The sequence below is a fragment of the Streptomyces prunicolor genome (assembly GCF_045162825.1).
Taxonomy (GTDB): domain Bacteria; phylum Actinomycetota; class Actinomycetes; order Streptomycetales; family Streptomycetaceae; genus Streptomyces; species Streptomyces prunicolor.
Window position 1 is genome coordinate 9346650 of record NZ_CP108676.1, and the last position, 21561, is coordinate 9368210.

16 protein-coding genes are annotated in these 21561 nt (G+C 70.4%); 7 read left to right on the top strand and 9 right to left on the bottom strand.

Annotated elements, in window-relative coordinates:
* Window position 1 precedes the first annotated feature (1 nt).
* The 4 genes from OG588_RS42380 to OG588_RS42395 all read left to right on the top strand — a co-directional run bounded on the left by OG588_RS42380 (window position 2) and on the right by OG588_RS42395 (window position 4173).
* The gene (locus OG588_RS42380) at window positions 2-964 is read left to right on the top strand and encodes a carbohydrate ABC transporter permease (protein WP_405953348.1); all 963 of its coding nucleotides are present in this window, start codon (window positions 2-4) and stop codon (window positions 962-964) included.
* A gap of 67 nt (window positions 965-1031) precedes the next feature.
* Window positions 1032-1934 carry a carbohydrate ABC transporter permease gene (locus tag OG588_RS42385; RefSeq protein ID WP_317772793.1) on the top strand — a complete coding sequence of 301 codons (903 nt, stop codon included), beginning with the start codon at window positions 1032-1034 and terminating at the stop codon, window positions 1932-1934.
* Window positions 1931-3178, top strand: a complete 1248-nt coding sequence (locus tag OG588_RS42390) for a 6-phospho-beta-glucosidase (RefSeq protein ID WP_405951886.1) — start codon at window positions 1931-1933, stop codon at window positions 3176-3178. The genes OG588_RS42385 and OG588_RS42390 overlap by 4 nt, the downstream gene beginning before the upstream one ends.
* Entirely contained in the window at window positions 3178-4173 is a 996-nt protein-coding gene (locus OG588_RS42395; protein WP_405951887.1) for an N-acetylglucosamine kinase, read from the top strand. Before OG588_RS42390 ends, OG588_RS42395 begins: the two co-directional genes overlap by 1 nt.
* A 24-nt stretch (window positions 4174-4197) precedes the next feature.
* Here the strand turns inward: OG588_RS42395 and OG588_RS42400 are convergent, their stop codons facing one another.
* Window positions 4198-4830 carry a response regulator gene (locus OG588_RS42400; RefSeq protein WP_405953349.1) on the bottom strand — a complete coding sequence of 211 codons (633 nt, stop codon included), beginning with the start codon at window positions 4828-4830 and terminating at the stop codon, window positions 4198-4200.
* Window positions 4830-6101, bottom strand: coding sequence for a sensor histidine kinase (locus OG588_RS42405; protein WP_405953350.1), 1272 nt, complete (start codon window positions 6099-6101; stop codon window positions 4830-4832). Before OG588_RS42405 ends, OG588_RS42400 begins: the two co-directional genes overlap by 1 nt.
* A 199-nt stretch (window positions 6102-6300) precedes the next feature.
* Between OG588_RS42405 and OG588_RS42410 the strand changes: the two genes are divergently transcribed.
* A complete protein-coding gene (locus OG588_RS42410; protein WP_405951888.1) occupies window positions 6301-7038 on the top strand; it encodes an ABC transporter ATP-binding protein in 738 nt (245 codons plus the stop codon).
* Window positions 7032-9506 carry an FtsX-like permease family protein gene (locus OG588_RS42415; protein WP_405951889.1) on the top strand — a complete coding sequence of 825 codons (2475 nt, stop codon included), beginning with the start codon at window positions 7032-7034 and terminating at the stop codon, window positions 9504-9506. The genes OG588_RS42410 and OG588_RS42415 overlap by 7 nt, the downstream gene beginning before the upstream one ends.
* Before the next feature lie 64 nt (window positions 9507-9570).
* On the opposite strand, the gene OG588_RS42420 is transcribed toward OG588_RS42415, so the two are convergent.
* Both OG588_RS42420 and OG588_RS42425 read right to left on the bottom strand, forming a co-directional pair.
* On the bottom strand, window positions 9571-10422 hold the full coding sequence (locus tag OG588_RS42420) for an Atu4866 domain-containing protein (RefSeq protein ID WP_405951890.1): 852 nt from the start codon (window positions 10420-10422) through the stop codon (window positions 9571-9573).
* 110 nt (window positions 10423-10532) lie between these two features.
* On the bottom strand, window positions 10533-12413 hold the full coding sequence (locus tag OG588_RS42425) for a glycoside hydrolase family 76 protein (protein ID WP_405951891.1): 1881 nt from the start codon (window positions 12411-12413) through the stop codon (window positions 10533-10535).
* A gap of 401 nt (window positions 12414-12814) precedes the next feature.
* Between OG588_RS42425 and OG588_RS42430 the strand changes: the two genes are divergently transcribed.
* On the top strand, window positions 12815-15634 hold the full coding sequence (locus tag OG588_RS42430; RefSeq protein ID WP_405951892.1) for an MGH1-like glycoside hydrolase domain-containing protein: 2820 nt from the start codon (window positions 12815-12817) through the stop codon (window positions 15632-15634).
* A gap of 55 nt (window positions 15635-15689) precedes the next feature.
* Here the strand turns inward: OG588_RS42430 and OG588_RS42435 are convergent, their stop codons facing one another.
* The 5 genes from OG588_RS42435 to OG588_RS42455 all read right to left on the bottom strand — a co-directional run bounded on the left by OG588_RS42435 (window position 15690) and on the right by OG588_RS42455 (window position 21515).
* On the bottom strand, window positions 15690-16025 hold the full coding sequence (locus OG588_RS42435) for a hypothetical protein (RefSeq protein ID WP_405951893.1): 336 nt from the start codon (window positions 16023-16025) through the stop codon (window positions 15690-15692).
* 64 nt (window positions 16026-16089) lie between these two features.
* Window positions 16090-18018 carry a glycoside hydrolase family 9 protein gene (locus OG588_RS42440; RefSeq protein WP_405951894.1) on the bottom strand — a complete coding sequence of 643 codons (1929 nt, stop codon included), beginning with the start codon at window positions 18016-18018 and terminating at the stop codon, window positions 16090-16092.
* The gene (locus OG588_RS42445) at window positions 18015-19313 is read right to left on the bottom strand and encodes a sensor histidine kinase (protein WP_405951895.1); all 1299 of its coding nucleotides are present in this window, start codon (window positions 19311-19313) and stop codon (window positions 18015-18017) included. Before OG588_RS42445 ends, OG588_RS42440 begins: the two co-directional genes overlap by 4 nt.
* Window positions 19310-19975 carry a winged helix-turn-helix domain-containing protein gene (locus tag OG588_RS42450; protein ID WP_405951896.1) on the bottom strand — a complete coding sequence of 222 codons (666 nt, stop codon included), beginning with the start codon at window positions 19973-19975 and terminating at the stop codon, window positions 19310-19312. Before OG588_RS42450 ends, OG588_RS42445 begins: the two co-directional genes overlap by 4 nt.
* Window positions 19976-20051: 76 nt before the next feature.
* Window positions 20052-21515 (bottom strand): cellulose binding domain-containing protein, encoded by a 1464-nt coding sequence (locus OG588_RS42455; RefSeq protein WP_405951897.1) that lies wholly within the window; start codon window positions 21513-21515, stop codon window positions 20052-20054.
* Window positions 21516-21561: the final 46 nt, after the last annotated feature.

The following is a 21561-nucleotide window of genomic DNA, read 5'->3' on the forward strand; positions in this document are numbered from 1 at the left end:
CATGGCCACCCATCAGCTCACTCAACTCCCGCTCGTCACAGCCCCATTGAAAGCGCGCCTGCGCCGCAACCGGCTGCGCGTCCTGCTCTTCCTCGCCCCCGGCCTGGTCGGCTTCGCCGTCTTCCTCATCTACCCGCTGGTGATGACGGTCTGGCTGTCCTTCACCAACTCGAACATGATCTCCCAGGCCCAGTTCGTGGGGTTGCGCAACTACCGCTACCTGTTGGACGGCGACCCGCTGATCTGGCACGCGGTCCGCAACACCGCCTGGCTGGTGGCGATCATGGTCCCGGCGCAGGTGCTCTTCGCCCTCGGTGTGGCCATGGTCACCGCCCGGCTCAAGGCCGGGGCGAGCCTGTTCCGCACCCTGTTCTATCTGCCCGCGCTGGCCCCGCCGGTCGCCGCGACCGTCGCCTTCGTCTGCATGTTCAACCCCAACTCCGGGCCGGTGAACCGGATTCTGGGCCTGCTGGGCATCCATGGCCCGCTCTGGTTCAACTCGCCGGACTGGTCCAAACCGGCCCTCACCCTGCTCGCCCTGTGGGGCAGCGGCACCATGATGGTCATCTTCCTGGCGGCACTCCTCGAAGTTCCCGCCGAACTGTACGAGGCCGCCGAACTGGACGGCGCCGGCCCCTGGCACCGCTTCCGCTATGTCACCCTGCCGACGATCTCCCCGGTCGTGCTGTTCGCGACCGTCACCGGGGTCATCGCCGGACTCCAGTACTTCACCCAGGCGATGGTCGCCTCCCAGGTCGCCAACGGCAACATCCAGCCCGCGCCCGGCTACCCGGACGGCTCCACCCTCACCTTCCCCCAACAGCTCTACATCGCCGGCTTCAACCAGTTCCACGCGGGCTACGCCTGCGCCCTTGCCGTAGTGCTCTTCGTGGTGGCGATGGCCTTCACCGTCGTCCTGCTCCGCCGCGCCTCCGGCTTCGACATCGAGGAGTCACCGCGATGACCCACCACTTCCTTCACCGAGAAGTTGCCCTTACATCGCGGGACTTGGCCACCGAGGAGTCGCCACGATGACGACGACCTACGCCCCGGCACCGGCCCGGCAGACCCGTGCCGCCTCGCCCCACCGTGCCGCGCGCGGCCGGGCCGGCCGCCGCAGGACCTTGGTCTGGATCGCCGAACACGCCATCGCCGTCGGCCTGGCCTGCGCCTTCATCGGCCCGATCGTGTTCATCTTCCTGACCTCGGTCATGACCGACGGCCAGTCCCTCACCACCAGCCTCTGGCCCCACCACTGGCAGTGGTCCAACTACCGCACGGTCTTCTCCACCGCCCCGGTCGGCACCTGGCTCCTCAACACGGTGATCTACGCCGTCGCCGCGACCGCCACCACCCTGCTGTCCAGCGTCCCGATCGCGTACGCGCTGGCCCGGTTCCGCTTCAAGGGCCGCAACACGGCGTTCCTCTGTGTCATCACCATGATGATGCTGCCGCCCCAAGTCCTCGTCATCCCCATGTACTTGATGTGGGCCAGGCTCCATCTCACCGGCACCATCTGGCCGTTGGTGCTCCCGTCCCTCTTCGGGGACGCCTTCTCGGTGTTCCTGCTGCGCCAGTTCCTGCTCACCGTCCCCGAGGACTACCTCAACGCGGCCCGCATCGACGGCTGCGGCGAACTCCGCGTCCTCACCCGGGTGGTGCTGCCGATGATGCGCCCCGCGCTCGTCGCCGTCGGCCTCTTCGCCTTCTTCAACGCCTGGAACGACTACTACGGCCCGCTCATCTACACCGGCGAGACGCCCGCCCACTGGACCCTGGCCCTGGGCCTGGCGACCTTCAAGACCTCCCACGCGGTGCAGTGGAACCTCACCATGGCGGCAACTCTCATCGCGATGGCGCCGGTGATCATCGTCTTCTTCTTCGCGCAAAAGGCCTTCATCGAGGGCGTCACACTGACAGGAGTCAAAGGTTGAAGATCACCGTTGTCGGCGGCGGATCCACGTACACCCCTGAACTCATCGACGGATTCGCCCGGTTGGGCCTCCCCGTCACCGAGATCGCCCTGGTCGACCCCGACCCGGACCGGCTCGACGTCATCGCCCCGTTCGCGCGCCGCATCCTGGCCCGCCAGGGCAACCCCGCGAAAATCACCACCACCGCCGACCCGGACGCCGGCATCGACGGCACCGACGCCGTCCTCTTCCAGCTCCGCATCGGCGGCCAGGCCGCCCGGCACGTCGACGAGACCTTCCCGCACGAGTGCGGTTGCATCGGCCAAGAGACCACCGGAGCGGGCGGGTTGGCCAAGGCGCTGCGCACCGTCCCGGTCGTCCTCGACCTCGCCGAACGGGTCGCCAAGCGCGCCCCGAACGCCTGGATCGTCGACTTCACCAACCCCGTCGGCATCGTCACCCGCGCCCTGCTGGACGCCGGACACAAGGCAGTTGGGCTCTGCAACGTCGCCATCGGCTTCCAACGCACCTTCGCCGACTGGCTCGGCGTCGACCACGAGCGCGTCGCCCTCGACCACGTCGGCCTCAACCACCTCACCTGGGAACGGGCGGTGCGGCTCGACGGCGTGGACGTCCTCCCGCGCATCTTCGACGAACACGGCCAGGCCCTCGCGGACCGGCTGCGCATGCCGCTGGACGTGGTCCGCAGGCTGGGCGTCGTCCCCTCCTACTACCTGCGTTACTACTACGCCCACGACGAGGTCCTGCGCGAGCAGCTCAGCGAACCCTCCCGCGCCCAGCAAGTGGCGGAGATGGAGGGCGACTTGCTCAAGATGTACGCCGACCCGGCCCTGACGGAGAAGCCCGCCCTGCTGGACAAGCGCGGCGGCGCCTACTACTCCGAGGCCGCCGTCCAGCTGGTGCACGCCCTCACCGCCGACACCGGAGACGTCCGCGTCGCCAACGTCCGCAACAACGGCACCCTGCCCTTCCTCCCCGACGACGCCGTCATCGAGGTCCCGTCCCGCATCGACGCCCAGGGCGCAACTCCCTTGCCCGTCACGGCCGTAGAGCCGCTCTTCGCCGGACTCATCGCGCATGTGACGGCCTACGAGGAACTCGCCCTGGAAGCAGCCCTGCACGGCGGAGTCGACCGGGTCGCGACAGCACTGCTGGCGCATCCGCTCGTCGGACAGGTCAAGGTCGCCGAGGAGTTGGCGGCGAAGCTCGTCGCCGCCAACCGCGCACACCTGTGGTGGGCCTGATGACCACAGGTCTGCTCCTGGCCGTCGACGGCGGCAACTCCAAGACGGACGTTGCCGTGTTGAGGACCGACGGCGCGATCCTGGGCCGCGCGAGGGGCGGCGGTTTCCGCCCGCAGGCGGTGGGCGTAGACGCGGCGATGGACGTACTTGCTGCGTTGCGCGCCGAGGCGATGGCGTCGGCGGGCGTTGCGGCCGACGTCGAGGTGGACGGCATCACGGCCTTCCTTGCCGGGGCCGATCTGCCGTACGAGACCAAGGCGTTGCGCGAGGCCGTCGGCGCCCGTCGCTGGGCGGTCACCCAGCGCGTCGACAACGACTCCTACGCCGTCCTGCGCGCCGGCGCCAGCCGCCCCTGGGGTGTCGGCGTGGTCTGCGGCACTGGCATCAACTGCGTCGGCGTCGCCCCCGACGGCCGCACCACCGGCTTCGCCGCGCTGGGCCGGATCTCGGGGGACTGGGGCGGCGGCATCGACGTAGGGACGTCGGCACTGTGGCACGCGGCACGGGCGGAGGACGGCCGCGGACCGCGAACAGCCCTCCTCGCGGCGGTAATTGACCACTTCGGCCTGGCGACGGTCGCCGACGTCACCGCAGCTCTGCACAAGGGCGACCTCCCCGCCATCCGCCTCAGTGAACTCTGCCCGGCGGTGTTCGCGGCCCGCGACGAGGGCGACGAGATCGCGACCGAACTGGTCGAACGCCTCGCGGCGGAGATCGCGAGAATGGCGGTCACGGTCCTGTGCCGCCTCCAACTCGCCGTCACTCCGGACCCCGAAGTCGTCCTGGGCGGAAGCGTGTTGGCGGCCGGGCACAAGGACCTGCTGGACGACGTCGAACGCAGGATCACCGAGGCAGTGCCGGGAGTTCGGGCGGTGGTGTGCACGGATCCGCCGTTGCTCGGCGCTGCCCTGGCGGCCCTGGACCTGCATGCGCAAGCGGACTCCGGGGCGGAGGATCGGTTGCGCGCCGGGTTCCGGGAGAACGGCCGTTCGTGAGCCGGTACTTGTGCGCGCGGTCGGTCAGGCCCGCAGGTAGGTGAGGACGGCCAGGACCCTGCGGTGGGTACCGGCCGTCGGGGGCAGGTCCAGCTTGGTGAGGATGTTGCCGATGTGCTTGCCGATGGCGGCCTCGGAGACCACCAGCTCCGCGGCGATCGCGCTGTTGGACCTGCCCTCGGCGATCAGGGCCAGCACCTCACGCTCGCGCGGGGTGAGTTGCTCCAGCGGATCGCGGCGGCGGCGCAGCAACTGGCGTACCACCTCGGGGTCGACCACCGTGCCGCCGTCCGCCACCTGGTGCAACGCCTCGATGAACTCCTCGACCTGGCCGACCCGGTCCTTGAGCAGATAGCCGACGCCCGACCCGTCGCCGGAGTCCAACAGCTCGGCGGCGTACGTCCGTTGCACGTACTGACTGAGGACCAGGACCGGGAGTGCGGGGCGCTTCTCGCGCAGCCGCACTGCCGCCTGCAGGCCCTCGTCCTGGAAACCGGGCGGCATGCGGACGTCCGTCACCACGATGTCGGGGGCGTGCTCCTCGACTGCGGCGATCAGTGCCCGCGCGTCCCCGACGGCCGACACCACCTCGTGGCCGTAGCGGCCGAGGAGGCCGACGATTCCCTCCCGCAGCAGCACGCTGTCCTCGGCCAGCACTACGCGGAGCGGTCCGCCGCCTCGGTCAACTCGCAAGGGAACTCCACGTGCAACAGCGTTGGTCCACCCGGCGGACTGGTCAGGGCAAGTCTGCCATCCAGGACCGACACCCGGTCCGCGAGACCGGTGAGGCCGCTGCCCGCCGAGGCGTCCGCGCCGCCGCGGCCGTCGTCGCGCACGTCGAGGAACAGACGTCCGTCGCGATGACCGCCGCTCACCCGCGCACGGGTGGCCCCACTGTGTTTCGCGACGTTGGCCAGCGCCTCGCAGACCACGAAGTACGCGGCGGGCTCGACCGCCCGCGCCGGTCGGCCCGGCAGTTCGACATCGACGTCGACGGGGACCGCACAGCGGTCGGCGGCGTCGTCGACCGCGGCTTGGAGGCCGTAGTCCGTGAGGATCCTGGGGTGGATGCCGTGGATGAGCTCGCGCAGCTCCGCGAGTGCCTTGCCCGCTTCCTCGTGGGCCGCGGTCAGCCGGTCGGCGAGCGGGCCGGGCGGAGCGTCGAGACGGGCCAGCCCGACGGCCATCGTCAGGGCCACCAGGCGCTGTTGGGCGCCGTCGTGGAGATCGCGTTCGATACGGCGCCGTTCGGCCTCGAAGGCATCGACCAACCGGACGCGGGAGCGGGCCAGTTCGACCACCCTGGCGCCCAACTCGCCCTCGGGGGAGGCGATCAGCAGCCGGGCCAGCGCGGCGCGGGCGCCCGCCGTGACGCCCAGCGCGTAGGCGCACACGCCCAGCAGGAGCAGGCCCAGTACGGCGACACCGAAAGCGGTCGGCCAGGTGGTGACCGTCCACTGCTTGAGCACCTTCGCCTCATGGCCGTCGCCGACCGTGGCCAGCAGCAGCGGGGTGGCGACCAGGGACAGCGGGACGAGCAGGGCGACCGTGACCGCCAGCGCGTCGACCGGCCACAGCAATCCGGCGAACAGCAGCGCGTACCCGAGCTCCCGCCAGGTCGCCTGTTCCCGCAGCCGGGTGGTCAGCCAGGCCCACAGCCCCGGCGCGGTCGGTACCCGGTGCCGGCCGGACACCGGTTCGCGGTCGATCAGACGCAGCCTGGACCGTTCCACCACGGCCACCGGGATCCCGCCGAGAGCGACCAGCACGAGCAGGGGCAACCCCACCAGGACGACGGCGAGCGCACCGCCCACCGCTGCCGCCGTCACGATCCCCACCAGGGCGGCGGCGCCGGTCACCGCGCCGGTGAGGAGATACGCGGCGGACCGCCAGGGCCAGGCCGACAGCAGGAAACCCGGCCGGGACATGGCCTGCCACACATTCCGAGGGTGCATGTGCATGACCGTAAGCGGCCCGGTTGGCCGGGTGCCATCGGTCCAGGGTCCGTATCGGGGGTAGGCCTGGCCCTACCTCAGGTCTCGTCCGGGCCGTAGTGCGTCACGTGGGGTTTCCGCGGTTTCGTTACGGCACCGACGAACCGAGGAGCAGGTACTGGTGGGGGAACACATGAGCAGTGGAACGGTCCAATTGTGCGCGGTGACACGGCGGTTCAGCCTGGGTGCCACGTCCGTCACCGCCCTGGACCGGGTGTCGCTCACCTTCCCGAGGGCGACGTTCACCGCCGTGATGGGGCCGTCCGGCTCCGGCAAGTCGACCCTGCTGCAGTGCGCCGCGGGGTTGGACCGGTCCACGTCGGGTTCGGTCACCCTCGGCGGGACCGAGCTGACCGACCTGAGCGAGACCGAGCTGACCCTGTTGCGCCGCGAACGCATCGGCTTCGTGTTCCAGGCGTTCAACCTGCTGCCCTCGCTCACCGCCGAACAGAACGTGGCCCTGCCGCTGCGGCTGGCCGGCCGCCGCCCCTCGAAAGCCCGGGTCCGCGAGGTGCTGGAGCAGGTCGGACTCGGCGACCGGGCCCGGCACCGGCCGACGGAGCTGTCCGGCGGCCAGCAGCAGCGCGTCGCCCTGGCCCGCGCCCTGATCACCGGCCCCGAAGTGCTCTTCGGTGACGAACCGACCGGTGCGCTCGACTCGCGGACGAGCCGTGAGGTGCTCGACCTGCTGCGGGCCATGGTGGACCGCGAGGGCCGGACGGTCGTCATGGTCACGCACGACCCGGTCGCCGCCTCCTATGCCGACCGTGCCGTCTTCCTCGTCGACGGCCGCGTCAACGGGGAGCTGACCGGAGCCGGCGCCGAGGACATCGCCGCGCGTATGACCAGGCTGGAGACCGCGCCGTGCTGAGTACCGCTCTGCGCACCCTGCGCACCCGCTGGGTCACCTTCGTCGGCAGTTTTGTCGCGCTCTCCCTCGGCGTGGCACTGATCGCCGTCATGGGCCTGGCCCTGGCGTCGTCACTGGACGCACCCGACCGCAGGCCCGAGCGGTTCGCCGCGGCACCGGTCGTCGTCAAGGGCATGGACACCTTGCGGGTGCGTACCTCGACCGGTATCCGCAGCCGGCAGCTCGCGCGGCCACGCGCCGTACCCGCCGACGTGATCGCGAAGCTGAAACACCTCGGGACCGTAGTCGTGGACCGGTCCTTCGCCGTACGGGCCCGGGGCGCCCCCGGCGATCTCGTGGGCCACCCCTGGTCCGCCGCCGCCTTCGCGCCGTACCGGCTGGACGCGGGACGCGCGCCGAGGGCCGCGGACGAGGTCGTCGTCAGCGGTGACCGGTTCCGTCCGGGCACCAGGTTGCGGACCGACGCCGGCACGGTCCGGGTCGTCGGCACAGTGCGGATCGTCGGTACCGCGACCGGGCCGGGCTTCGAGAACGCCGTCTTCTACACCGACGCGCGCGCCGCGCAGTTGGCACCGCACAGTGTCCAACTCGTCGTCGACGCAGGTGCGGTGGCCGTACGCACGGCGGTGCGCGGCAGCGCCGGCGTCCAGGTCCTGACCGGCGACGCACGCCGGTACGCCGACGCCGATCCCGACCGGGACAGTGAGGAACTCACCGCGATGAACGCCATGTTCGGCACGGCCGGCGGTGTCGCAGGATTCGTGTCGGTGTTCGTGGTGGCGTCGACCTTCGCGTTCACGGTGGCCCAACGCCGCCGCGAGTTCGGGCTGTTGCGCACCGCCGGTGCGACGCCGGGGCAGATCCGCCGCACGGTCGTCTCCGAGGCCCTCCTGATCGGTGTGCTCGCCTCGGCGGCAGGCTGCGTGCTCGGCTCCCACGGCGCGCCGAAGCTCGCCGGGTGGACGGTCGACGAGGGCCTCGCGCCCCGCTGGTTCACCATCGGCGACTCCACCTGGCCCTACCAACTGGCCTTCTGGACAGGTCTGTTCGTCGCGCTGGCCGGAGTGCTGGCCGCGTCCTGGCGGGCGGGGCGCACCGGGCCCACCGAGGCGCTGCGCGAGGCGTCCGTGGACACCCGGACGATGACACCGGGCCGTCGGCTGGTCGGCTCGGCGCTGCTGCTGACCGCCGCGGTGACGCTGCTCTTGGCCCTGGTGAACGATCCGAGCGGCCTGCTGCACCGCAAGACCTACGTGAGCCGTCCGATGCTGTTGATCACCGCGGTGGCCCTCCTCGCGCCGGTGCTGGTGCGCCCGCTGACCCGGCTGATCGCCTGGCTACCGGCCCAACTGCCCGGTACCACAGGGATGTTGGTGCGGGAGAACGCCGCCGCCGGCATCCGGCGCACCGCCGCCGTAGCGGCGCCGGTCCTGGTCACGGTCGCGCTGGCGGGATCGCTGCTGGGCGCCACCGCCACCCTCAACGAGGCGAAGGCCACCGAGGTCCGCACACGGACCGCCGCAGATTTCGTGGTCACCGCCGCGGGCGACGCGGGCTTCGACGACGCGACGCTGAGGAAGCTGCGCGCCGTGCCCGACACCAAGGTCTCCGCGACCTCGGCGAGTGCCGTGTACGTCCTGGAGGACGATACGGCGCTCATCCGGTCCGAGGCCCGCGCCGCCGACCCCCGCCTGCTCGCCGACACCACCGAACTGCCGCTCGTCGCCGGGAAGATGAGCGACCTGGACGACGACTCGATCATCGTCAACGAGGAGTGGAAACAGCACACCGTGGGCGAGCAGGTCGACGTGTGGCTCGGCGACGGCAGGCAGAAGTCCCTCCGGATCGCCGCGGTCATGACCATCGGCACCGGCGACAACGGCGTCTACGTCACCCCGCGCAACGCCCCCGATGCGCCCGTCGACCGGGCCGACGTACGCCTCGCGCACGGCGCCGATGCGACCGCCGTAGCCGCGGAACTGCGCGACGCGGTACGGGAGTCGGGCGCGACGGTGTTCACCACCGGGCAGTGGGTGCGGTCCACGTACACCGAGACCGACCGGACGACCCGGACGGGCTTCCTGCTGGTCCTGGGCATCGCCCTGCTGTACACCGGCATCTCGCTGGCCAACACCATGGTCATGGCGACCTCCGACCGGGTCCGTGAACTGGCCGTGCTGCGTCTGGCCGGGGCCACCAGGTGGCAGGTGCTGCGGCTGGTGGCCGCCGAGGCGCTGACGGTCGTCGCGGTCGGCGGTGTGCTGGGAGTGCTGGTCGCCGGGCTCAACCTGGCAGGAATGTGGGGCGCGTTGGGCCTGCTCTCGGTGTGGACACCGATCGAGATCCCCTGGGCGGCACTCGGTTGGACCGTTGCCGCCTGCGCGGTACTCGCCGTGATCTCTGCGCTCGCCCCGGCCGCCCTCGCCCTGCGCCACAGGGCGGTGGAACTGGCGGGCACACCGGAGTGACCTTCCTGAACGATCACTAAGCGCGCGGTCCGACCTGACCGACTGCTACGCCCGGGGTCCGACCTCAACGAGCACTACGCCCGGGGGACCGACCTCCACAAGCACTACGCCCGCCCCCGAGCCGCATCGCATACCCTGCGTGATGCAACTCCTCGCCCCGGAACTCTCCGAACGCCCAGAACCCGAGGTCGTCCAGGTAGTCGATGCGGTCGCCGTCGATCCAGTAGCGGCCCTCGTATGCGTGTGGGCGGCCACCTCGCGTCTCGTCATAGCGGCCGTCGGGGGTCAACTCCTGGTGCAGGAAGTCGTTCCGGTCGATCCAGACGCCGACGCGCGGGCTGCCGGTCAGGTCCTGGGCGGCCGGGATGCCCGCCTCGGGGGCGGTCGCGCGCCGGGGGGCGTCCGTGCCGGACCAGAGCACCGGCTTGCCCGCCGCCACCAGGGCGCGGACCTCCTCCGGCCGGGTCAGCAGCGTGGCCACCGCACCCTGCACATCCGGGGCGAACTCGTCCGGCACGACCAGCAGGTCGCCCGTGTTCCCGGGTGTCAACGACCCTACGTAACTGACGCGTTGACCCCGTCCGCCGACGAGCGCGACGCTGTCCACCACGGCCGGGACGACGGTCATGCCCGTGCAGTCGACGACGATGGCGTTGTCGTCGCCCGCCGCCGTGATGATGCCCGGGCCGACGCCCACCAGCAACGCGCCGACGAGGAGGACGTCGGCGCCGCGCAAGGTTCCGATCAGGGGATCCATGGTCAGGACCCGGGCGTTGGTGAACAGGACAGGGCGGCCCGCGTCGTTCGAGACGATCTCGCCGAGGGCCTCGCTGTTCCAGGCCACGGTGCCAGTGTCGGCTTCCGTGGCGGCTTCCGTGTCGGCTTCAGTGCCGGTGTCCCTGTGGGTGACGCTCATCGTCCGCTCCTCGGGTGGGTCTCCAGGTGGTGTTGCACGGCAAGCCTGGCCGCGCCCGAGGAGCGCAACCAGGCTGCCGTTGACCCAGGTGTCGGACACCCACCCTGCGCTCAGCTCCCCGCGGCTGCGGTCAGTGCGCCGAGCGCGCTGGCCTGCGTACGCCAGTCGGTCTGGTTGGGGCTGGTGCCCGCCCAGCGTTCACCGAGGGCGTTGAGGGTGGACCGGTCCAACGCCCACAGGGTGTCGGCCTGCTTCTGGATGTAGGTCCGGTAGGTGGTGGAGCCGGTCGCCTTCGCCAGGTCGGCGAAGTTCCGCATGAAGATGCCCTTGAACTGCTTCTGGTTGTCGTCGCAGGACGCCGAGCCGACGTCACAGGACTCGGTGAGCACCCCGCCGACCGTCAACCGCGAACTGCTCATCGCGGCATCCGCCAGCGTCCGCGCCGTGGTCAGCATCGAGCTGTCGCCCGTCGTCTTCCACAGTTCCGTGAAGGCGCCGATGGCCAGGCCTTGGTTGTAACTCCACACGGTGGAACCGTTGTTGGTGCAGGACGAGGAGAGACCGTCGTTCACCAGACCCGATGAGTTGATCATCCCGCTGGCCTTGTACCAGGCCGCCGACGTCTTCGCCCGCTGGAGCCAGACCGTGTCACCGGCGATGCGCTGGTGCAGCGCGGTGGTCAGCCACAGGTACTGCCCGTTCGTCACCGCGTTCTTGTAGGTCTTCTCGCGGTCCCACCACACACCGCCGCCGCAGGTACTGGTGTCCCAGTACTGCTGGACGTAATTGGCAATGGTGACAGCCTCGTTGAGATAGCGGGTGTTGCCCGTGTAGTCGTACGCGTCGATCCACGCGATCGCCCACCACCCCGAGTCGTCGATCGACCGGCTGATGAAGTCGCCCTCGATCGCGTCCGAACTCCGCGTCCCGGCCGGGAAGACACCCTTGTTCTGGTCGAAGGTGCGGGCGATGATCCAGTCGTAGTCGTGCGTGCCGGTCGTCTTCGCGAAGTCGATGACGGAGGTGAGGGTCGCCGCCGAGTTCCACCAACTGCTGGGCCACCAGCCGTTGTAGGGGTCGTACGACGTCATCAGCGCGTCCGCCGCGGCGCGCGCCCGGGTCGGCACGGGCCGGTACCACGCGGTGCAGCTGCCCTCGTTGTGGCTCGCCTCCCGGCCGCACGCGCGGATCGCGCCGCCGTAGAGGAGACCGCGCGGGTCCCGGGTCGCGTACATCGCGGTACGGGTCGTGGTGGATCCGGACGGGGTGCTCGTACGGCCGAGGGAGGATCCGTCCGGCCAGGTCGAGCCACCGTCCCAGGAACGGTCCAACCAGATCTCGTCACCGGCGCCACCGGTGTCGATGCTCGCCCAGGCCATCGCGTTCTTCTGGTCGACGTGCAGCCGAATCGTGCGGCCGTAGAGGGTCGTTGAGGGGATCGGCTGGTCGTCGCCCGCCGCCTGGCCCGCGCTCGTGCCGTCGCAGAACGCGTCGCAGACGGTCGGGTAGACCCAGTTCGTGCAGCCCACGCCGGCCGCGTCGCCGCAGGCCCGGACCAGGCCGCGCTTGTGGTTGCGCGGGTCGGTGATGTTGTACATCAGCGTCCTGGTGCCGGTCCACGTGCTCGGGATGCTCGCCTTGCCGAGCAGGCCGTCCCAGGTGGCGCCGCCGTCCCAGGAACGGTCCAACCACACCGCGTCGCCGGTCGTGCCGTTGTCGATGCTGGCCCACGCCATGTCGTCCGCATCGGACACGTGGAGTTGCACGCGCCGGCCGTTCAGCGTCTTGTCGGGTACTGGAAACGTTTCCTGCTTGGCCTGCGAAGGGTCCAGCGTGTCGCAGGCCAGGACGCACACCTGGGTGGCGGCGGACGCCGGCGTCGCGACCGGGACCAGCGCCACGAACGCGAGGGCCGCCGTCAGGAGAAAACTGAGGAGCCACGGTCTGGCAACACGTGGCCTGACAACGATGTCGTAATCATGTAGGGACACCGGAACTCGCCTCGATTTCACGATGTGGGGACGCCGGATGTGAATGGATTCAGCTCTGGATCAATGGTCCATACCTCTACCGTCCTCGACGCAGTGAACCGGCTTGGTGCGACCCTGTCAATGTCGTAAGGTGTGCTTTTTTCGCGGGAGTTGAAGGCCGCCGCGATGGGTTGACACCCGCTCTCCCGGCGCCCATCATCGGTGCGAACTTCGGCGAGTCATCTCGCACACCTGCTGCCGCTTCGTTCCCGGGCCCCCACGGTCGATCGTTTTGAATCGATTCACATGCCTGGTTGTCCAGTTGAGCAGCTGGTTCCCCACCGATCCGGGAGGTACTCATGCGCCGCCGACGGCCACCGCTGAACCGAAAGCCCAGACCGGGGCGCCTAGTCGGGCTCACCATGGTGGTGACCGCCGCGCTGGCCATGACCCCCGCACTGTCCGCCGGGGCGGCACCGGCGGCGGCAACACCCGCACCCAAGGCGGCACTTGACGCCGCGAACTACTCGCCGACCTCGCGCACCCTCAAGCCGACCGCCGTCTACCGCACCTCCGGCAGCGTCGCAAACCCGACGAACGTCCTGAACGGGCAGGCGACCCGGATCTCCGGTTCGCAGTCGGCGCTCACGCTCGACTTCGGGAAAGAGGTCGGTGGATTGGTAACGTTGTCATTCGGCAGCACCAGCTCCAGCGGCCAACGCGTCGGCCTGGCCTTCAGCGAATCGTCCCTGTACGTGGGCAACAACAGCGACCGCAGCAGCGGCCGCGACGGCGAGGACGGCGCCCTCTACGCCACACCCGCCGCCAACGGCACCTACACCGTGCCCACCGCCCAACTCCGGGGAGGATTTCGCTACTTGACGGTCTTCCTCGACAGCTCGGGCTGGGTGGACCTCAACGGCGTCAGCCTCAACTTCACCGCGGCACCGGGGAAGTCCAACCCGGCCGACTACGCCAACTACTTCACCTCCAGCGACGAGTTGCTCAACCGCATCTGGTACGCCGGGGCGTACACCGTGCAGTTGAACACCATCGCCTCCAACCAGGGCCGCGCCTGGCCGCCGCCCTCCTCGGCCTGGGACAACAGCGCCACCGTCGGCGTGGGCGACTCCGTCCTGGTCGACGGTGCGAAGCGCGACCGTACGGTGTGGCCCGGCGACATGGGCATCGCCGTCCCCACGCAGTACGCGTACTCGAACGACCTCACCTCGACCCGCAACGCGCTCACCACGATGTACAACGCGCAGTCCTCGGCGGGTGAAATCCCTTGGTCCGGGCCGCCGTTCAACCTCACCGGCTCGGACACCTACCACACGTGGACGCTGCTGGGGACGTCCACGTACTACACGTACACCGGCGACCGGTCGTGGCTGGACTCCGAATGGTCCAACTACAAGCGCGGGATGACCTTCATCACGAACAAGATCGACGGCAACAACCTCCTCAACGTCACCCGCACCCAGGACTGGGCCCGCGTCGGCCAGGGCGGCGAGAACATCTCCGCCAACGCGCTGCTGTACGGCGCCCTCAAGGGCGGCGCCTCCCTCGCCACGGTCGAGGGTGACAGCGCCCTTGCAGCGAGCTGGAACAGCAAGGCCGCCGCGATCAAGTCCGCGGCCAACTCCCTGCTGTGGGACACCTCCAAGGGCATGTACAAGGACAACCCGAGCAGCGGGCTGTATCCGCAGGACGGCAACTCCCTCGCCGTCTGGTACGGGTTGAGCGACTCCACCGCCAAGTCGAAGAGCATCATCACGGGGCTCGGCAACAACTGGGGCATCTACGGCCCGACCACCCCGGAGTGGGGCGGCAACGTCTCGCCGTTCGCCGGCGGCATGGAGCTGAACGCCCGCTTCACCGCCAACGACGACTTCACGGCCCTGGACCAGATCCGCCGCACCTGGGGCCACATGCTCGACAGCGACATCGGCACCAAGAGCACGTTCTGGGAGGGCATCCAGTCCGACGGGGGCCTGGCGTACGGCGGTTCGTTCATGAGCCTCGCGCACGGCTGGTCCACGGCACCCACCTCCACGCTGACCTTCGACGTGCTCGGCACCGCGCCCGAGTCGGCGACCGGCGCCTACCGCTTCGTCCCGCACCCCGGCGACCTGACCAGCGCACAGGGCCGCATCACCATGCCCCAGGGCGCCATCAACGCGTCCTGGTCGCGCAACCCGTCGGCCGGCACCTACTCGGCCACCCTCTCCAGCCCGTCCGGCAGCAGCGGCCGTATCGGCGTCCCGAAGCTGGGCGGCGACATCACGGTGACCGTGAACGGCGCGACCGTCTGGAGCAACGGAGCGTTCACGCCCACCTCCGGCATCACCGGCGGCAGCCAGGACGACACCTACGTCTACCTCACCGGCGTCGCCCCCGGCAGCTACACCGTCTCCGCGACCGGCCTCGGCAACCCGTCGCCGCCCACCGAGCCCGGCACCGGCGCCCTGCGCGCGGGCTACACCCGGTGTGCGGGCGAGGGTGGCACCTGCTCCTTCAGCGGCACCCGCTCGGTGGCCTACGGCGCCGGAACGTACACGTACAAGACCGTGACCAGCAGCGCCACTTGTTCCAACGACTCCTTCGGCGGCGACCCGGCGGCCAACCTCGTCAAGTCCTGCTACGTCGCCGACGTGGGCGGCCCGCCCGGATACACCGCCTGCGCGGCCGAGAACGGCACCTGCGCCGTGCCCGGTTACAACCGTGACGTCGCCTACGGCGCCAACGGCAACTTCGTCCACCAGGTCACCAACGGCTCCGTCGCCTGCACCAACGCCCACTTCGGCGATCCCATCGACGGTGTGGCCAAGTCCTGCTATCTCCCGCCCGCGGGAGCCCCGGCCGGTGGCTGGACCAAGTGCGCGGACCAGAACGGCACTTGTGCCGCGGTAGCGGGACAGCCGGTGATGTACGGCGCCTACGGAGCGTTCACCACGGCCACCGCCACCGGTACCACCGCGTGCACCGACGCCACGTTCGGTGACCCCATCTCCGGTGAGTCGAAGGCCTGTTACACCGCCACCGGCGGCCCGGTCGGCTACGCCACCAACTGCTCGGCGGAAGGCGGCACTTGTGCCTTCAGCGGACAGCAGACCGTCGCCTACGGAGCCCGGGGCCGCTTCCTCTACAAGGCCTTCAGCGGCGGCGCGAGCTGCACGACGGCGGCCTTCGGCTCCGACCCGCTGCCCAACGTGAGCAAGTCCTGCTACCTCACGTCCTGAGCGGCGCCACACCTCCGGCAGCCCCCGCCTCCCCGCGTGATCGGGGGCTGCCGGATCACTCCGGGTGGGCCACTGCCTCCTTCTGGAGGTGCACCGCGGCCAGCAGACTCAGTCGCGGTTCCGCCTGGCGCAGCGCCCGCACCGCGGCGACCGAGTCGAGGTCCCCGGTGAACCCGGTCGCCGCCAGCCGGGAGCGGACCCAACGGGCGTGCAATTGGCCTTCGTTGGCGGCGGCGGTGGACTCGACGAGAGCGATGGCACGTTCCAGGCCGGGGCGCTCCTCGGGAGCCGCCCCGGCCTCTGCCCGGCGCAGGGCCGCCGCGACCACGTCGGCGTCCCGGATGGTCAGCACGAAGGTGTTCTTCTTGCCCAGTCCCGTGATTCCAGTCATGGGGCTCAGCCTGACCGCCATGTCCCCCGCGCGCCAAGCGACTTGAGGAGGCTCAGAGGCTCGGCTACGCGTCCTCGTCCCGCGCCGTCAGCGCGAAGGCCAGCAACGCCGTCGTGGTGAAGTCCAGTGACGGCTCCACCGTCTGCCAGGCGCCCACGTCGTCCACGTACCGCGAACCCTTGCCGTCGAAGTCGGTCCAGGCGCCCGACGGCGGGGCGGCGGTGCACTTCTTCATGGTCGGGAAGCCGTTCAACTCGGCCAGTTTGTCAGCCGCGTTGGGGCCGTTGACCACCGCGCCGCGCAGGATCGCGCCCTTCCCGTCGTGGCTGCCGCTGAGGTTGGCCAACTGGTGTTCCGGGCAGTGCGGGTAGACCTCACCCGCGCCGATCATGAAGCTTGTTCCCCACGGGTTGGCGCCGAGGGCCCAGCCCCGCTGCCGGCCGGCGAACGCGTCGTAGCGGGTGTCCCCGGTGGCCCTGGCGTAGAGGCGGGCGGTGGCCACCAGTCCGAACGTGTGCGGTACCGCGTCGAAGTCGTCGTAGACCGCACCGGCACCGAAGGGGTCGTACTCGGCGTGATCGACCCCGTCCTCCAACTGGCGCCGCAGGTCCTTGTTCAGGTCCGCAGCCCCGACTCCGTTGCTGCGGGCGCCGTCCAGGGCGGTGGCCAGGTCGACGTGGGCCAACGCGCTGACGTCGGCGACGTTGAGGGTGCCCTTGACGTCGGAGTCCAGGTAGGCCTTGGCCCAGTGGGCCGCCTCGCCGGTCCAGTCGGCCTCCCGGTCGTCACCCAAGTCCCTTGCTGCCAGGGCGAGTTCGGCACCGGCGAACTCCATGTCGTCCTGCCAGGAGTCCTCGGGATAGAAGGCGCTCGGGAAGGCCGTGACGAGCGGCTGGTCGGGGTCGTGGTCCGTGTCGGCCAGGTCGTAGACGGCGGCGGCCTTCTCCAGCCACTCCCGCGCCTCGTCCGGGTCGGAGTCGGCCGTGCGCTGGGCGGCGAGGGCGAACACCGCGGCCACCCGCCCCGCCAGACTCGGCGTGATCGGCTCGCCCGGCTTGTTCGCGCGGAACACCGGCCGGTGCTTGATCGTGTAGTCCGGGTCACCGGGCGACACATCGAGCCGGTCGTCGGCCTCCGGCAGTCGCCACACGTCGTGATCCGTCCTTACGGCGTCGTTGCCCGCGCCGATGCCGACCTGGGCGTAGAGCGTCCCGCTGTCCCCGTCCCACATCTTGTCCACCCACTCCAGCCCGTGCTCGGCCTCGGCGGACAACGCGTCCATGTCCGGCAAGTCCCGCTCGGCGAGCAGGAGTTCGGCGGTGGAGTAGGAGGTGGTGCCGGTGAACTTGAGGAAGTCGCCCGCGTCGAACCAGCCACCCGAGACGTCGGTCTTGACGCCGGTCGGGGTCAGGTTCTCGTCGAGCAGTTCCTCGCCCGCCTCGTCGTAGTGCGGGTCGGCGTAGACGGTCGCGTCCTCGTCGGCGAGATGGGACGGGCCGTGGGACAGGCCGACGCCGGACACCACGTCGGCTCCGTCGCGCTGTGCTTGGAGGAAGCGGACATTGTCCCGGACCAGCGGGGTCATCAGCTCGCTCGCGTCGGCGATCCGGAAGGCGGGGGAGCGGCCGGACGCGGTGCCGGACAGGATGATGCGGTAGGTGCCGGACCGGTCCAATTCGGAGAGGTCGACGGTCCGCACGGACGGGAACTTGGCGTTCCAATGGCCGGTGGCGGCACCGAGTCGCCCCGCCGTGACCACCTTGTTCTTCGCGTCGACGACCTTGAAGCGCGCTCCGGCGAGTGCCTTCGTGGGTCCCATGACGTACGCCTGTTTCGTCTCGCCTCGCACATAGCCGACCTGGTCGACCCGGACGGCCACATGGGCGGCGGAAGGGGTGGCGGCCTCGCCGTGGACATTCAGGCCGACGAGCACGGCGGCGATGCTCACGGCGGTGGTGGTGACCAGGACGACAGGGCTGCGCAATGCGTTCATGCGTCCACGGTGCCGGGACCTTCATGAGATGAGGATGAGGACGCCCGGGACCGGTCCAAGGGGAGCCGGAGTTCGGCGAGCAGACCGCCGCCGGGAGCGTCCGTGAGGCGGGCGGTGCCGTGGTGCAGTCCCGCGACCCAGCGGACGATGGCGAGGCCCGCGCCCGTGCCTGGACCGGTCCTGGTGACACCACGCGCGAACACGCGCTCCCGGTCCGCGAGCGGTACGCCGTCCCCGTGGTCGCGGACCGTGACCAGCCCCGGCGTGACGCTGACCTCCACCGGCGAACCGGCCGGGCCGCCGTGCCGCTGGGCGTTCTCCACCAGGTTCCGCACCGCCTGCGCCAGCAGATCCGGATCACCGCGCACCACCACCGGCTCGGCCGTCACCGTGACGCTCTCGTGGTCCGGCAACTCCTCGACCGTGGTCTCCACCAACTGGTCCAGCCGCAACGGCACCAGCTCGACCCGCTGCGCCCCCGACTCCAGCCGCGCCCGGGCGAGCAGCCCGGTGACCAGCCGACTGAGCCGGTCCACGAGCCGTAGCGCCTCGTCGGACGAACCGTTCCGCTCCACCACGAGCCGCAGCGTCGCCAGCGGCGTCCGCAGCTCGTGCGCGGCCTCGGCCAGGAACTGCTCCTGCTGGCCGAGCCCACGCAGCGCGGGCCGCATGGCCCGCCCGGACAGCAGATGTCCTACGGCCGCCGCGCAGCACACCAGGGCTGTGCAGCCGAGGGCCAGCCAGCGCACCAGGAGGTCGTGGTCGTGTTCGCTGCGCGCCAGTTCCGTGCCGACCAGCACGGCCGCCCCGATCCGGTCCCCGTCCCAGACCGGAGCCGCCGCCCACCGCAACCGCCCGCCCTTGGTGGCGGGGGCGCTGACTTGGACCGTTCCCTGCTCGTCCAGGACGCTGTGCCAGACCTCGTCCAACCGGTCCGTGTCGGGCAGCGACGAACGCCCGGGTACGACGTTCCGCACGGTCGGCGTCTTCCCGGGTGCCGCCTGGAGGACCGCCAACACCTGGGCGCCCTGGGCGAGTTCGTCCTCGCGCAGCGGCTCCAGGTGCAGGACACCCGCGTCGAACCAGACCGCCCGCGACAGGCCCGCCGCGCGGTTGCCGACCTCGTGGTCGAGGCCGGAGCGGCGGGACGCGGAGTCGATACGGATGGCTACCACGGCGAGTACGACGAGACAGGCCGCGGTCGTCGAGGCGAAGAGGAGGGTCATCAGCCGGCGGGTGCGGCGGAGCCGGGCCACGGCGGGCGACGGGGCCGGTGCCTGAGTGCGGCGCTTCACGCGTCGGCGCCCAGGCGATAGCCGACTCCGCGCACCGTCGCGATCGGATCGGGCGGGCCGAGCCGTCTGCGCAGTTGGCCGATCAGGACGTCGACCACGTTGGACATCGGCTCGCTCGCCTCGTCCCAGCAGCTCTCGATCAGCTCGCTGCGGGTCACCACTTCGCCCGCGCGCAGCATCAGCAGTTCGAGCACCGCGAACTCCTTGGCCGAGAGGCTGAGCAGCACCCCGGCCCGGGTCACCCGGCGTCGCGGGAGGTCGAGTTCCAGGTCGCCCGCCCGCAGGACGGAGGGCCGCGCGGGTTGCTCCCTGCGGCACAACGCCCTTACCCGTACGACCAGTTCGGCGAAGGCGAACGGCTTCACCAGGTAGTCGTCGGCCCCGTGCTCGAAGCCCGCCACCCGGTCGCTCACCGCGTCCAGCGCCGTCAGCAGCAGGAAGGGCAGCACCGAACCCGCCCGGCGATGTGCGGCGAGCAGCGTGAGGGAATCGCCGTCCGGGACCGAGCGGTCGGCCACGACACAGTCGTAGCGATTGACCGAGAGCTTGAGATCCGCCTCGGCCAGCGTGCGCGCGAGGTCCACCGCGAACCCCGCGTCCCGCAGTTGAGCAGCGACGACGGGGCCCAGCTCGGGGTCGTCCTCCAAGACCATTACGCGCATGGGCCGGAGCTTAGGCGACGGCGGGCCGCGCGCTCGGACGCCGTACGCCGAGTGCGCGGCCCGCCGCTCTGGGTGATCAACTGCTGGGCACGGTGTCCTCGAAGGTGGTGCCCGCGCCGCGGTACGCCGCGACCTTGGCGGCGACCTGCGCCGGGGTGAGGACCTGGTCCTTGACGTGCAGGACGTAGTCGACCTGTTCGTCGTAGGACCGCGCGGTGGAACTGGTCAGGCCGCCGAAGTCGATCAGCCACTGGTTGAAGTTGATCGACATCGGCCGCTCCGGGAGGTACGCGGCGTCATGGGTGCCGAAGAGCTGGCCGTCGATGTAGTACTTGATGCTGCTGTTGTCGATGGTCAGCGCCAGGTCGTGCCAGCCGTTGTAGCTCTGCCGGCCCTCGGTGTGCTGGTTGACCGCGATCCACGGGTCGGCCTGGTAGGTCTCCCAGGACGTCGTGTAGAGGATGTCGGAGGTCTCGCCCCAGCCGCCGTTGGGGAGGTACTCGAAGTCGTACTCGGAGTAGTCGTCCGCCAGCGGGGCCGTGAGGTCGTTGATGGTGAAGAACGTCTGGACGAGGTGGTCGCCGTCCGGTCCCGACCTGGGCGCGTCGTTGAACTTGACCCGGGCCGCGTAGGTGCCGTTCTTGAACTTCCGTGTGTTGGTGACGACTTCGGTCTGCTTGGTGCTCTCGCCGGTACCGGACGTCGAAGTCTCCAGGTTCATCACGGAGTTGCCGCTGGTGCTGGCGAACGTGACGTTCTGGGGCGCCCAGGTGGCACCGGAGACTCCGGGACCGCCGGAGGTGGAGCGCACGCTCCAGCCGTGCGAGGAGATCTTCGGGTCGTTGTAGGCGCTGTAGTTGAAGTCGTCGAACAGCGCGGCGCCGGTCGCCGGGGGATCGGTCGGCGGGTCGGTGGGCGGGTTCGTCGGGTCGTTGCCGGCGGGGGCGGTGCCCCACAGGGTGGTGCCGGACAGCTGTGCCGTGACCTTGGACCAGTCGGCGTACGAGGTCTGCGCGGCGCCGAAGGAGTAGTCGTCGCTCTGGTTCAGGGTCTGCCACGTCGACTGGTAGAAGCGCAGCTGCATGTCACCGGTGTCGGCGCCGGGCGCGAGGGTGCCGGCGCCGGAGGTGAAGCCGATCTCCAGGTAACGGTCCGCCGTGGCCGTCGGGTTGGCGAGCGTGCCGAAGGTGCCCGTGACGTTGGCGCAGCCCTTGACGGCCCAGGAACACGCGAAGCGGTAACTCGCGCTCGCCGAGTCCGCCTTGAAGTAGTAGCGGAGCTTGACACCCGCCAACTGCACTGTGCTGGAGCCGGTGTTCTTCACCTTGAACCAGGGCTCGGACTGGTCGGCGGTGGCACCCGTGGCGCTGGTGCGGTACTGGACGCTGAGTCCGTCGCCCGCCGCGCTCGCGGTGGACGGCATGGCGGTGAGCGCGGCGGCGCCCATGGCCACCGCGACGGCGGCGGACGCGGCGGCGCGGAGCCTGCCCTTCGCGAACCTCGTGTCGAACGTCGTGCCGAACCTCTTGTCGAGTCTCATGTCGTGCCTCTCCAGAAAGGTGGGGTGATTCCGGAACGGGACAGAT

Bases quoted from the DNA above. Each gene is read 5' to 3' on its own strand.
- OG588_RS42380 (WP_405953348.1), top strand. From the start codon at position 2: ATGGCCACCCATCAGCTCACTCAACTCCCGCTCGTCACAGCCCCATTG.
- OG588_RS42385 (WP_317772793.1), top strand. From the start codon at position 1,032: ATGACGACGACCTACGCCCCGGCACCGGCCCGGCAGACCCGTGCCGCC.
- OG588_RS42395 (WP_405951887.1), top strand. From the start codon at position 3,178: ATGACCACAGGTCTGCTCCTGGCCGTCGACGGCGGCAACTCCAAGACG.
- OG588_RS42405 (WP_405953350.1), bottom strand. From the start codon at position 6,101: ATGTCCCGGCCGGGTTTCCTGCTGTCGGCCTGGCCCTGGCGGTCCGCC.
- OG588_RS42410 (WP_405951888.1), top strand. From the start codon at position 6,301: ATGAGCAGTGGAACGGTCCAATTGTGCGCGGTGACACGGCGGTTCAGC.
- OG588_RS42420 (WP_405951890.1), bottom strand. From the start codon at position 10,422: ATGAGCGTCACCCACAGGGACACCGGCACTGAAGCCGACACGGAAGCC.
- OG588_RS42430 (WP_405951892.1), top strand. From the start codon at position 12,815: ATGGTGGTGACCGCCGCGCTGGCCATGACCCCCGCACTGTCCGCCGGG.
- OG588_RS42435 (WP_405951893.1), bottom strand. From the start codon at position 16,025: ATGACTGGAATCACGGGACTGGGCAAGAAGAACACCTTCGTGCTGACC.
- OG588_RS42440 (WP_405951894.1), bottom strand. From the start codon at position 18,018: ATGAACGCATTGCGCAGCCCTGTCGTCCTGGTCACCACCACCGCCGTG.
- OG588_RS42450 (WP_405951896.1), bottom strand. From the start codon at position 19,975: ATGCGCGTAATGGTCTTGGAGGACGACCCCGAGCTGGGCCCCGTCGTC.
- OG588_RS42455 (WP_405951897.1), bottom strand. From the start codon at position 21,515: ATGAGACTCGACAAGAGGTTCGGCACGACGTTCGACACGAGGTTCGCG.